Below are 13,154 nucleotides of genomic sequence, written 5' to 3'. Positions count from 1 at the left end.
CAGTATTGCAAGATACTATTAACAAATGGAATTATTCATGTGAACTTGGTGAAGACATTGAATATGAAAGAAAGCTTATGTTAAATCCATTAGTTACTGCCCCGTTTTATGCGGTTGCGTTATCACCGACAATGCTTAATACTCAAGGTGGGCCAAGAAGAAATACAAATGCTCAAATCATACGACCTGATGGATCACCTATACCACGGTTATATAGCGCTGGTGAACTTGGCTCTATATATAGTTATCTTTATCAGGGTACTGGAAATATTGGTGAATGTTTTGCATTTGGGCGAATTGCTGCCCGAAATGCTGTAGCCGATAGTCCTTGGACTTAATCTCCGCTAATTAATTCAGCTTCAGTTTGGGGCGTTTTTGGAACTTTTCTGGATTCTTTAGGAATAACATTATTGTTTTGAAATATTCTAGGATTAGTTTGAGCTAAAAATTCAGCCTTCATTGCATGAATTATTTTTGCAGCTTTATTTGGGAAGTCAGTAGTGATTGAGTTAGTCCCTGATTTAATTGCCTTTTCAATGTGTTTTGATTTATTAACTGTCCAAAAGCCAGTCAAAAAACCCTGGTCACTTGCGATTTTCATTGCTTGTTTATTTGATAAAGCCACATTTTTGGGTAGAAGAGAGTACAAGTCATTTATCCTGAGGCCAAAAATACGAGCAAGGTGTCTAAACCAAAAAGCTCTTCTATCCCACTTGTGATTGTAGTTAACGGTAAATCTTTTTGATTCAATTAGTTCAGAAAGACTTGTAGTGCCGATATCTAATGATCGTTTTAAACTAATGATATCAGCTGGAAAATGAGAAGTAGAAGCTTGTATAGCAAGATGGAATTGACCATTAATTTTTTCAATTAATTTAATTAATAAAGACAGATTTCTGCCAGAATATATTCCCTGAGATATTAATTGAATTGGAGTTAGTCTTTTTTTATCCGATATTTCTAATGCTAATTGTTCAAGTAATTTTGTAGGAGGAGATACTTTATTTAATTGACTACCTGGGTTTAATTTTTCTAGAAACGGATACAAAACATGATCTTTAAATCTTTCAAATCTGCTAGCGACATGAGTAAAGTCAATTCCAACGCCTACGGGAGCTATATTGTTATTCAGTCTATTTATATTTACAGTTTCAGTGATTTCCAAAACTTCTTTCAATAAAGGTATTCTACGATCAGAACCAGATACAGATAATAAGGGTAATCCATTTGAGGCAGATATCTTATGATGTTTTATTGAAATTCTTCTTTGATTTATGTTTCGAATTGGTAAAGATATCAGTTCATTTTGAGTGTATGACGAAACAAGCCCTCTACCTAAAGTAGTTCTATTAACTGTGCTATCATGTATAACAACTAAATTACCATTTGTGCCATCATAGTTTGGTTTTGGGGATTGAACATCAAGTTCAATCATTAAATTAATATCTGGGTTTATTTGAGCGTAATTTAATGCTTTTTTAAAGTTAGCTAAAGTATTTTCTTCATCAAATTTTCCACCTCGGTGGGCAACAATTTTTATTTTATTTAAGTCACTTATAACCACTTATCGCCTCATTTTTTAGGTTAAAAACCAAATAAGTTTGTATGGAAACATATACGATTTGCATTGCAGCAACATTGCATATCGTAATTTTATATGTTTTCCCTTTATTAAAATAGTATATATAGGAATTTGTTCATCTTGTTAGTTTTATTGAGTATTAGGTTTAATTTCTGTAAATCCAGTATATTTGTGTAAAACTTCAGGTATAATAACTGTTCCATCAATTTGTTGGAAAGTTTCCATAATAGAAATCATAATGCGTGGGAGAGCCAGGGCTGATCCATTTAAAGTATGAGGATATTCTGTTCTACTTGATTGTTCTCGTTTAAATTTAATATTTGCTCGTCGTGATTGAAAATCAAGACAGTTTGAACAGGAGCTTACTTCTAGCCATTCTTTTGAACCTGGTGCCCAAACTTCAAGGTCAAAACTTTGTGCTGATTGGAATCCAATATCACTTGAACATAATTCAAGTAATCTATAGTGTAAACCTAATTCTTGTAGAAGGTTTTCTACAATGTCTATTAGAGTATGTAGCTCAGACTTAGAAGATTCTGGTGTCACAATTTTATATAATTCAACTTTATTGAACTGATGTACTCGTTTGATGCCTCGAGTGTCTCTGCCCGCAGAAGTTTTCTCTTTTCGAAAAGATGGAGCATATGACACGTAATATTTTGGAAGTTCATTTCCGTTTAGAATATCATCGTGATGAATACTAGTTAAGGGTACTTCAGCTGTAGGAATTAACCATAAATCATCGCCTGTATCTCTGTATAAATTTTCTTCAAATTTTGGTAGATTTCCGCTTCCTGTCATTGTTTCTTGTTTAACAAGTGCAGGTACTTGTATTTCTTCAAATTTATTTTCATTTGTATGTTTATCTAACATCCAATTAATTAAAGCTCTTTCTAATTTTGCTCCTTGACCACGAAGTATAAAAAAACGGGAGCCAGAAACTTTTACTCCTGCTTCAAAGTCGATAATATTGAGGTTGTCATTTATTTCCCAATGGGGTTTGGGGGAGAAATCATATTCAATTGGAGAGCCCCATGTATGAATAACTTTGTTTTCACTTTCATCATGCCCAATTAAAATATCATTTTCGAGAATATTGGGAATTTCTAAGAGTTTTAGATGTAGTTCTTGTTCATTATTTCGTATTTTTTCTTCAGTTTGTTTGATATTTTCACTAACTAGTCTCATTTCTTCTATGAGTTTTGGTGGTTTCTCTTTCATATGAGCTATTTCTTTGCTTACTGTATTTCGCTTAGATCTAAGCTCATCTACAATTTGTATGAGGTTACGTCTGGTAACATCTAATTCTAGTATGCTATCTAAGTCTACATTTTCACTTCTGTTTTTCATCATTTCGGCAACCATGTCTTTTTGGTTACGCAATAAATTGATATCAATCAAATTTGACTCCAATACTTTTACATTTTCGTATTGAGTTTAGACCGAGTATTTTTACATCGTCAAGGGCAAATCCATTGCCTTTAGAAATGTTTTGATTGAATATTCGATCATTATTTAGTTCTTCTTCAGAAACCCAATACCATCCATCTAGTAATTTTATCTCCTTCAACATTACAGGTTTTGCAAAAAAGATCAAATCTATGTGTTGATGTTTAGGTTCATTTTTTCTTTCTTCGATATCTTCTAATAATATTGAAACCGGACTTATAATTTGCGCTGGTTCTGTAAATTGAAAGTTTTCGTTTGTTGGTAAGATTTCAATCTCTATTCCAGTTTCTTCGTATGCTTCTCGCTTTGCAGCTTCAAGAGGAGTTTCGTTTTCTTCAATATGCCCTCCTGCAGGTAACCACAATTTATTTTTTTCATGAAAGTGTAGGAGAGTATGTGTTTGCGTGGATATAAATGTTGTTGCAGTAAAATGTTTTATCATTATTGTTATTCATTAGTATTTTTTGTCGTTCTCATTTGAGGGAAAAGAACCACATCACGTATTGTATCTTGTTCGGTGAGTATCATGACTAATCGGTCAATTCCTACACCCAACCCCCCAGTAGGCGGCATACCGTATTCTAAAGCTTCTAAAAAGTCTTCATCAAGACGATCGAAATCTTCCTCGGAGGTATATGTTTCTCGAAAAGCTTCTTGTTCTTCAAATCGTTCTCTTTGAATAATTGGATCATTCAGTTCAGAATATGAATTAGCAATTTCCATTCCACCAATAAATGCCTCAAATCTTTCTACATAGTTTGGGTTATCTGTTTTAGCCTTGGCTAACGGAGACATTTCTGTAGGATAATCTATTAAAAATGTGGGTTGAATAAGTTTAGGTTCTACAAATTTACTGATCAATTTATCGACAATTCTACCTGTACTTTCTAATTGTTCTACTCTAATACCAAGATTTCCTGCCTCAGTTTTTATATTTTTCATCGTTGCTGTATTATCCAAATCTATTCCACTATATTCTTTAATTGCGTCTTTCATTGAAATTCTTTGCCAAGGACTTTTGAGTTCAATTGTATTACCTTGAAATTCAACTGAGGTGGTATTTATACATTCATTTGCAACTGTATTTACTAAATTCTCAACCATTTGCATAACTTGATTATAATCAGCATATGCTTCATAGCTTTCCATCATTGTGAATTCAGGATTGTGGTTCATATCGATACCTTCGTTACGAAAAACTCTTCCTATTTCAAAAACTTTATCCATGCCACCAATTATTAGCCGTTTTAGGTATAATTCAGTAGCTATTCTCATATATAAGGTTTGATTTAAGGCATTGTGTTGTGTGACAAATGGTTGAGCCATTGCACCTGCAGCTATGGGAACAAGAACAGGAGTTTCAACCTCTACAAATGATTGCGACTCCATAAAATTTCTGATTGAGGATATTATTTTACTTCGCTTAAAAAAAATATTTGTGACTTCTCTATTTGATAATAAATCTAAATATCTTTGCCTATATCTGATTTCAACATTTTTTAAACCATGCCATTTTTCAGGAGGGGGCTTTAGAGATTTTGCGAGAAAGGTCATAGTACTTGATTCAAGTGTTATTTCACCTCGTCTAGTTCGAAATAACTTACCGCTAGTTCCAATGAAGTCTCCTATATCTAATTGATCAAGTAATACAAAATCATTTTTGAGTATATCTTCCTTTAAATGAAGTTGTATTTTATCTGTACTATCGTCAATATCAATGAATACGGCCTTTCCCATTTGACGTATAGCCATAACTCTTCCGGCTAAACAAACTTGGATTGTTTCATCAAAATTTTTTTCCAAATTTTCGTTTTCTTCGAATAATTTCTTAGCTTCTGAATTTGTATGAGTCTTTTCATAGAATGTAGGGTATGGATTGACTCCAAGTGCTCGCAAAGAATCTAGTTTTTGCAATCTTGCTTGTATGAGTTGGTCACCTCGTTGTGTCATAAATAGATCCGTAGTTTTTATTAATTTATTAAAAATATTTATATATGTTATCAGATAAAACAATTAAATACTAAATACTATGGTGAATAACTTAGAAAGCTGAATAAATACGTAGTTTAATTATTGTTGGTTGTATTTTCTAATCATGGTATTCAGTATATTATTATTGTACAGAAGGATAGGTGTCTTATTTTTCAAGAAGATCAAAATATAGAGCACTGTTTTGATGATTCTCCAAAGGAAAGCTGTGGAGTTGTGGGAGTTTATTCTCCAGATTTTGAAGTTGCTCAAACATTATTTTATGCCTTGTTTGCATTACAACACCGCGGTCAAGAGAGTGCTGGGATTGCCACTTCTGCCGACGGTCATATATTTTCCCACAAAAATACTGGATTAGTAAGTCATGTATTTCAAGAAGATAACTTAAGTTCACTTGTAGGAAAGATAGGTATTGGTCATACAAGGTACTCCACAACAGGTTCTTCAAATAATCGAAATAGCCAGCCTTTACATGTTAAATCTGCAAATAGTGAGTTGGCACTAGCTCACAATGGAAATATAGTTAATGTTCTTGAATTAAAAAAAGAACTTGAATTAGAAGGTGTCAGATTTAATACTACTATTGATTCAGAGGTTATTGCATATTTAATCAATAGCTATCCAAGTGAAGCTATTTCAGAAAAAATAAAATATGCAATGAGAAAAATTAAAGGTGCCTATTCATTAACTATTTTATACAAGGATCAGATTATCGGCGTTAGAGATCCTTATGGGGTTAGGCCTTTATGCATTGGAAAAGTTGAAAACACCTTTGTAGTAGCTTCGGAAACTTGTGCTCTTGATCATGTTGGGGCCGAATTTGTTCGAGATGTGGAACCAGGCGAAATAGTAGTTATAGATAAAATGGGACTGCATAGTTTTCATTATGATGGATTAAAAGTTCGACCTGCACCTTGTATTTTTGAATATATATATTTTGCTCGACCAGATAGTGTAATGAATGGTTTGTTAAACTACTCAGTTCGAAGAAAAATGGGAATACAATTAGCAAAAAAGTATCCTGTAGAAGCCGATGTTGTTATTGGAGTTCCTGACTCTGCGATTCCTGCTGCTATTGGTTATGCTTTTGAATCAGGAATACCTTATAGTGATGGACTAATAAGAAATAGGTATGTGGGTAGAACTTTTATACAGCCTGAACAACGGTTTAGAGTGTTAGGGGCATCATTGAAATATAATACCCTAGCTGAAGTTGTTAATAATAAAAAAGTAGTTTTATTAGATGACAGTATTGTAAGAGGAACAACGACGCCACAGGTACTTTCGTTACTAAAAGGTGCTGGAGCAAAAGAAATCCATGTAAGAGTTTGTGCTCCGCCTATCACTAATCCTTGTCATTTTGGTGTTGATTTGGCAAAAAAATCCGAATTAATTGCAGCTCAAAAAAGTGTTTTGGAAATAAAGGAATTTATTGGTGCTAATTCTTTGTATTATTTAAATGTTGAGGAGTGTTTAGAAACTTTCGATGGTACATTAGATACGCACTGTACAGCATGTTTTACGGGAGATTATCCAATTCCAGTTCAGCTCGAACTCGATAAAATGGTCCTAGAGCGATAGTTCACATGTATATTTAGAAAGAGTTTAGAATGCATCATTTATATAAAGAATCTGGGGTTGATTTAGATAAAGCTCGCCAGGTAAAAAAAATATATGAACCAATAGTAAAGACTACTTTTAACAAGAACACGATAAGCCCATTAGGACTATTTGGTGGTTTTTATGAATTGAAAGATTATAAAAACCCAGTGATAGTTTCGAGTACAGACGGGGTAGGAACTAAATTAGTTATAAGTAATTATCTAAGAAAATACCACAACCTTGGTCAAGATATAGTTAATCATTGTATCAATGATGTATTAACTTCAGGGGCCAAGCCATTATTTTTTTTGGATTACATTGCAGTGGATTCTCTTGTAATCGAACAAGCAGAAGGTTTAGTTGAAGGCATGGCTGAATCTTGTAGAGATTCAGGCTGTGTATTAATCGGAGGAGAAACTGCACAATTATCAGGTGTTTATTCAAAAGGACAATTTGATATTGCTGGATTTTTGGTAGGTGTTGTGGAAAAAGATTTGTTATTGGAACCTGCAAAAGTGAAAAAAGATGATGTTTTGATAGGAGTTCCAGCAAATGGTTTACATACAAATGGGTATTCTTTGGTAAGGAAAGTATTCAATATTGATAAAGACCCCAAGATTTTAAACAAAACATTTAATGAATTAAATACAACATTAGGTGAAGTATTAACAATCCCACATAGATCGTATTACCCTTTGTTGCAACCTATACTAAGCGAAATAGTAGCAATGGCACATATTACAGGCGGAGGTTTAATTGAAAATTTAATGAGAGTTATTCCTCCAGGTTTAAATGTGGATATAGATTATGATTCATGGAAACCACAAAATATATTTAGATTGATACAAACCCAAGGAAATGTTTCTGATCAAGAAATGTGGTCGGTATTTAATATGGGTGTTGGTATGGTATTAATTTGTGATCAAAACAATGTGTCTAATATATTAACAAAAATAGAAGACAGTTGGATAATAGGAAAAGTAATAGAATAAATTAACAAGGAGTAAATTTGAGAGCCCTTTTGAGTGTTTATGACAAAACAGACTTAGATAAATTAGCCAAATATTTAGTCGAAAACGAATTTGAGTTAATTAGTACTGGTGGAACATATAATTTTTTATCTGATAAAGGATTTGAGGTAAAAAAAGTAGATTCTGTAACAGGTTCGCCTGAAATATTAGATGGAAGAGTAAAAACCCTACATCCCAAAATCCATGGAGGAATTTTAGCCAAAAGAGACAATATTTTACATAATGAGGATTTATCAAAAAATGGAATTGAATATATTGATTTGGTAGTGACCAATTTATATCCATTTTATTCTGTTGCTACCGACACAAATGCAACAGAAGACCAAATAATTGAAAATATTGATATTGGTGGACCAACGTTACTTCGAGCTGCAGCAAAAAATTTTCAAGATGTAATTGTTCTTGTTGATCCTGCTGATTACAATTTGTTTGAACACAATTGGAGCACTAATGAAATTAGCATTAAAGAAAGAAAGTATTTGGCTGCAAAGGCATTTCAACATGTAGCTCATTATGATACCTTAATTTCAGAATATTTGAGAGGAAATGATGGGTTTTCTGATACCGTTACAGTTGCATTAACCAAAGTTTCTGATTTGAGATATGGTGAAAATCCACATCAAAAAGGTGCCTTTTACAAATTAGATTCTACAAACTTACCTAATCAAGGTTTTGGTTCATTTGTTCAACATCATGGTAAAGATCTTTCATACGTTAATTTATTAGACGCAGATGCTGCATTCAATTTAGTTAATGATTATTCAGATAATGCTATTGCTATTATTAAACACACAAATCCATGTTGCTTAGCAGTAGGTAGTGAAGAATTGGATGTTTTATTTGAGAAAGCCTTAACTCAAGGTGATGCTATATCAGCGTATGGTGGAATTATTGCCACAAACAAAAATATAGATATGAAATTTGCCGATAAAATAAGGACAATGCTAAGTCCTATTAATGGTGTTCGAATGTTTTATGAAATTGTTGTTTGTTCTTCTATAGATCAGGATGCTTTAGATCATTTAAAGAAAAAATCTAAAGACTTGAGAATACTAACAGTACCAAAGGTAGATACCAGTTATAATTGGCAAACTATGAGAACTTTAAGAGGTGGGATGCTTATTCAAGATTCTGATTTATCTATCGAAAAAGAATTTGATCTTGTTAGTCTAAGGAAACCTTCAAAAAGAGAATTAGAAGATTTAATGATTGCATGGATAGTTTGCAAACATGTAAAGTCTAATGCTATTACTTTCGTGAAAGATGGAGTTTTAGTTGGTATGGGCGCAGGACAGCCAAACAGAGTTGGAAGTGCGAAAATTTCTGGAGAAGCTGCTAAAAATAAAGCTTTGGGAGCTGTGGCCGCATCTGATGCATTAATCCCATTTCCTGATACAATAGAGGTTTGTGCGGAGTATGGTGTTACTTGTTTGGTTCATACTGGAGGATCGATAAGAGATTCTGAGTCTATAGATATCGCAAATAAGCTTAATCTATCTTTTTTCACTTCTGGTGTAAGGCATTTTAGCCATTAATTTAAGGATTTATTTATATGATAAATGTAGATATTGTTATTCCTGTACTCAACGAACAGGAATCTTTACCTATTTGTATAGCAAAATTACAAAACTATATTTCAAATAATATAGAACAGAAATGTAATATTGTTATTGCTGATAATGGTTCTAATGATGATACTCCTGAAGTTTCTAAACATTTAGTATCGGAATACGAAAATATACAATATATACGTATACCTGAAAGAGGAAGAGGGTTAGCTCTTAAAACTGTTTGGTCAAAAAGCGAATCGGATATTGTATGTTATATGGATGTTGATTTATCGACTGATTTAGATGCATTACCAATTTTAATAGATCATTTGAATGGTAATCATCATATAGCTGTAGGTTCTAGACTTAGTAAAACGTCTAAAGTTTCTAATCGTTCTTTTCAAAGAGAATTAACTTCAAGAGGGTATAATTTTTTACTCAAGATATTTTTTTTCAATAAATTTCATGATGCACAGTGCGGTTTTAAGGGATTACGTACAATTACAGCAAAAAAAATATTACCTTTAATAAAAGATAATAAATGGTTCTTTGATACAGAATTATTATTGATTGCTGAAAAATCTGGATTTGAAATAGCAAATATACCAGTTCAATGGACAGACGATAAAGATTCAAGAGTGAATGTAGTTAAAACAATTATAGAAGATTTGAAAGGTATATTTCGTCTCAGGTTTTTAGGAATTCCTAAAGTGAAGTGAAAATATCAAATAATCACTCATTGATCGCAGAGATTTTTAGTATTGTTGTAGTATCATGAGTAATTCTAGCAAATTCAGATGTTTGATAGGGAATAACCCACAATATTTTCGAGCCATTTGTGATTATGGGTGTAGTATTACGTTGAGATATAGGAATATGTCGATTTGACATGAATTTTTTTAATGATTGATGTCCTGCCAAACCGATTGGTTCAAACTTATCACCTATGTTTCTATAACGTATAAATAAATTACTTCCTACACTATCGTAGTCAAAATATCCTTCGTAGTGTTTTTCTTTAGCGAGATTAATAATTTGTTCTATTTTCTGAGTGGAATTTATATTTTCAATTTTTTCCGTATGGAGTTTCCAGTTATCAAATTTTGTAATAGATCCGTCAAGTCTGATGGCAGAAGGATTAAGATCTGAGTGAATAGTGTCTTGATTATTTTCGTAAAAAGAAGCGGTTGTATAATCTACTTCAAGAATTATATTCTGCGGCAGGGTTAGTTTTCTGCTAGACTTATTTTTGATTAATTGTATCGCGTTTTGTATTAACTGATAATTCAGGTGGTTAGCTGATAAATTCGTTACCATAGTAAATAATTTATCGACCAAGTAACTTTGTATTATTTTTTCTAAGTTATTAAAGTAATTTCGATCGATTACTAAGTTTTTACATTTCAAACTATTGGTATTTGAAGATATTATTAAGTTTTTTAGATGGAATTTAATTTTTTCTTGAAAATAATTATCAATTTCGAAAGAGATTTTTGATAATTGCAGTAAATTTTCATGTAAGCCAGGGTTTAGTTTTTCTAATATTGGTAGAGTATTTTTTCTGATATTATTTCTTGTGTATTGGACGTCATCATTAGAAGAATCGATTCGAGGCTTAATATGATTTTGATTTAGGTATGATTCTATATCCTTCCTTTGGATATTAATTAAAGGCCGGATTAATTTAATGCCATCGACCTCACGTTCTAAAACAATACCTTTAAGACCTCGCAATCCACTACCTCTTATAAAGTTCATCATGATAGTTTCTACTGAATCATTTGCATTATGAGCTGTTAAAAGAAAATTAGACTTAATACTTTTGCAATACTCAAACAGTTTTTCATATCTCAGAGTTCTTGCTGTTGTTTCTATGGATTGTTTAAGGTTTTTTGCAATTATTGGTATATCTATAGATTCTGAGTGAAATATAATATTGAATTTTTTACAATAATTTTCTACATATTTTTCATCGATATCACTTTCTTTTTTACGTATTTTATGATTGATATGAACAACATGAATTTTGAAGGGGATATCGGTAGAAATTTTTATAAGTGAATCTAATAGACAAATAGAATCAGGCCCACCAGAAACTGCCACTACTAATTTTTGGTTTCTATTATTGGATAAATTACATTGATACAATACATTTTTAACTTCTTCAACAATCTTCATACCAGATTCTCACACATAATTTAGCAACTATTTTAGATTTTTAATTATTCTGGTTTTAGTAATTTTTATTTGTTCGATACGTACATTTTTCATTTCAGTAATTTCAAAACGATAGTATTCATACATAAATGAATCACCTATGCTTGGGATATTTCCTAAATTGTATAATACAAAACCTGCCATAGTTTCATAATCTCCATCTGGAATAGTAAGGTCAATCGTTTCTGATATGTCTTCAATACGTGTTGCACCATCAATAAGAAAAGTATTTGCACCTAACTCTTCAATTTCACTCGCAATTAATTGGCCTTCTTCTCCAACTTTTCCGACTATTTCTTCCATTAACATTTCCAGAGTAATTAATCCTGCTAATCCACCAAATTCATCAGCTAACAATGCGATTTTATATCCATATAGTCGCATTTCAGTGAACAATTCACTAACTAATTTTGTTTCGGGTACAAAATATGCAGTTCTTTGAAAATCTGCCACTTTTGATTTGTTAGTTATAGTTTTTTCACTCAAACCTGTTAGGATATCTTTAGCAGAAATTGTTCCAGTAATATTTTCAATGTCTCCTAAATATATTGGGAAGCGCGAATGGGTGTGGTTTTTATATATTTCTAGAAAAGTTTCGAGGGTACAATTTTGATCAATTGCAATAATTTCAGTTCTTGGAGTCATTACCTCAAAAAGTTTCGTATCATTAAATCTGAATACACGTTCAAGCATTTGAGCTTCACTTGCATCAGCTTCTCCTATTTGTTGCCTTTCATCAATTAAGGCTAATATTTCTTCTTCAGAAATTATTGAGGCATCTTTTATACCAAATAAGCGCCCAGTGATTTTACTAATCTTTTCTAGAAACCATACAAAAGGGAAAAATAGATAAGATACTTTTTTCAAGGCTTTAACAGCTAATAAAGCTACTTTTTCCGAATTACGGACTGCAATTGTTTTTGGAATAGTTTCACTAAAAATTAGCAGCAAAACAGATACAATAATAGTTGCAATTAATACTGAAATAGAATTTGGAACATCATTGTTTTTAAATATAGAAATAACTAAAGCCGTGCCTATAGATGCAGCAGCAGTATTAACAATATTATTTCCAGTAAGTACAGTAGCAAGAAGCTTTTCTGGATGTTCTAGTAATTTTGCAATTTCTTCCGCACCACGAATTTTATCTTTAATAAGCTTTGCAAGTCTTCCTCGTTGCAAAGATAAGAAAGCGGCTTCAGATCCCGAAAAAAAGGCAGATAATAAAAGCGATACTATTAATAGTATGACCATTGTAATATTACCGTCTATGATTTACTCCTTAAATCATTTTCGATATTTATTTGATAATTATTCTTTAGGGCATTATACATCATGTTTATTTATAGTAACAATAAATAATAAATACTATTATTGTGTAGTTATACATACGTTTGTTTTGTATAATACGTTGGCTATTTTAAATATTAATAACAAAAAGGAGGTCCATAATGTCTGGCAGATTTGCTGATCAGGTAGCTGTTGTATCCGGTGGAGGAAGAGGCATTGGAAGAGCAGTAGCATTATTATTAGCCGAAGAAGGAGCTTCAGTAGTTGTAAATGATTTGGGGTGTGAAGTTGATGGTACTGGTAATTCTCCAGTTTTTGCGGATCAAGTAGTAAAAGAAATTACTGATAACGGTGGTAAGGCTGTTGCGTCTTACGAAGATGTTTCTCTTATGACAGGTGGAGAAGCTGTAATACAAAAAGCAGTAGACGCATATGGCCAATTAG

At 32.2% G+C, this 13,154-nt stretch carries 12 protein-coding genes; 6 read left to right on the top strand and 6 right to left on the bottom strand.

From position 1 onward, the window contains the following. A partial coding sequence (locus FI695_07460; protein MQG51792.1) for an FAD-binding protein occupies window positions 1–338 on the top strand: 338 nt, incomplete at its 5' end. Here FI695_07460 and FI695_07455 read toward each other — a convergent pair. The 4 genes from FI695_07455 to lysS all read right to left on the bottom strand — a co-directional run bounded on the left by FI695_07455 (window position 335) and on the right by lysS (window position 4,981). After that, window positions 335–1,564, bottom strand: a complete 1,230-nt coding sequence (locus FI695_07455; GenBank protein MQG51791.1) for a hypothetical protein — start codon at window positions 1,562–1,564, stop codon at window positions 335–337. The genes FI695_07460 and FI695_07455 overlap by 4 nt on opposite strands. 147 nt (window positions 1,565–1,711) lie before the next feature. Continuing rightward, entirely contained in the window at window positions 1,712–2,983 is a 1,272-nt protein-coding gene (gene serS, locus FI695_07450; protein ID MQG51790.1) for a serine--tRNA ligase, read from the bottom strand. Further along, complete coding sequence (locus FI695_07445; protein MQG51789.1) at window positions 2,976–3,473, bottom strand: NUDIX domain-containing protein; 498 nt, start codon at window positions 3,471–3,473, stop codon at window positions 2,976–2,978. Before FI695_07445 ends, serS begins: the two co-directional genes overlap by 8 nt. A gap of 5 nt (window positions 3,474–3,478) precedes the next feature. Beyond that, entirely contained in the window at window positions 3,479–4,981 is a 1,503-nt protein-coding gene (gene lysS / locus FI695_07440; protein MQG51788.1) for a lysine--tRNA ligase, read from the bottom strand. 210 nt (window positions 4,982–5,191) lie between these two features. Between lysS and purF the strand changes: the two genes are divergently transcribed. From purF to FI695_07420, 4 genes are read left to right on the top strand one after another with little or no spacing between them, the layout of a single operon-like run. Next, window positions 5,192–6,601 (top strand): amidophosphoribosyltransferase, encoded by a 1,410-nt coding sequence (gene purF / locus FI695_07435; GenBank protein MQG51787.1) that lies wholly within the window; start codon window positions 5,192–5,194, stop codon window positions 6,599–6,601. 29 nt (window positions 6,602–6,630) lie between these two features. After that, window positions 6,631–7,614, top strand: coding sequence for a phosphoribosylformylglycinamidine cyclo-ligase (locus FI695_07430; protein ID MQG51786.1), 984 nt, complete (start codon window positions 6,631–6,633; stop codon window positions 7,612–7,614). Window positions 7,615–7,631: 17 nt separating this feature from the next. Beyond that, window positions 7,632–9,188: a bifunctional phosphoribosylaminoimidazolecarboxamide formyltransferase/IMP cyclohydrolase gene (gene purH / locus FI695_07425; GenBank protein MQG51785.1), complete on the top strand. Its 1,557-nt coding sequence runs from the start codon at window positions 7,632–7,634 to the stop codon at window positions 9,186–9,188. A 17-nt stretch (window positions 9,189–9,205) separates the two neighbouring features. Further along, window positions 9,206–9,922, top strand: a complete 717-nt coding sequence (locus FI695_07420) for a glycosyltransferase (protein MQG51784.1) — start codon at window positions 9,206–9,208, stop codon at window positions 9,920–9,922. Between the two features lie 13 nt (window positions 9,923–9,935). Here FI695_07420 and tilS read toward each other — a convergent pair whose 3' ends face one another. Together tilS and FI695_07410 are read right to left on the bottom strand one after the other, a co-directional pair. After that, entirely contained in the window at window positions 9,936–11,381 is a 1,446-nt protein-coding gene (gene tilS, locus FI695_07415; GenBank protein ID MQG51783.1) for a tRNA lysidine(34) synthetase TilS, read from the bottom strand. A gap of 27 nt (window positions 11,382–11,408) precedes the next feature. Beyond that, window positions 11,409–12,674, bottom strand: a complete 1,266-nt coding sequence (locus FI695_07410; protein MQG51782.1) for an HlyC/CorC family transporter — start codon at window positions 12,672–12,674, stop codon at window positions 11,409–11,411. A gap of 197 nt (window positions 12,675–12,871) precedes the next feature. Between FI695_07410 and FI695_07405 the strand changes: the two genes are divergently transcribed. Continuing rightward, the coding region (locus tag FI695_07405) for an SDR family NAD(P)-dependent oxidoreductase (protein MQG51781.1) at window positions 12,872–13,154 on the top strand (283 nt) is incomplete at its 3' end.

The organism is SAR202 cluster bacterium, assembly GCA_009392515.1.
GTDB lineage: Bacteria > Chloroflexota > Dehalococcoidia > Lucifugimonadales > UBA6952 > UBA6952.
This window is presented reverse-complemented; position numbering and strand designations above follow the sequence as displayed.

What these genes read in the sequence shown, in the direction of transcription:
- tilS (MQG51783.1), bottom strand. Translation starts at nt 11,381, where the DNA reads ATGAAGATTGTTGAAGAAGTTAAAAATGTATTGTATCAATGTAATTTA.
- FI695_07420 (MQG51784.1), top strand. Translation starts at nt 9,206, where the DNA reads ATGATAAATGTAGATATTGTTATTCCTGTACTCAACGAACAGGAATCT.
- lysS (MQG51788.1), bottom strand. Translation starts at nt 4,981, where the DNA reads ATGACACAACGAGGTGACCAACTCATACAAGCAAGATTGCAAAAACTA.
- FI695_07445 (MQG51789.1), bottom strand. Translation starts at nt 3,473, where the DNA reads ATGATAAAACATTTTACTGCAACAACATTTATATCCACGCAAACACAT.
- FI695_07430 (MQG51786.1), top strand. Translation starts at nt 6,631, where the DNA reads ATGCATCATTTATATAAAGAATCTGGGGTTGATTTAGATAAAGCTCGC.
- FI695_07410 (MQG51782.1), bottom strand. Translation starts at nt 12,674, where the DNA reads ATGGTCATACTATTAATAGTATCGCTTTTATTATCTGCCTTTTTTTCG.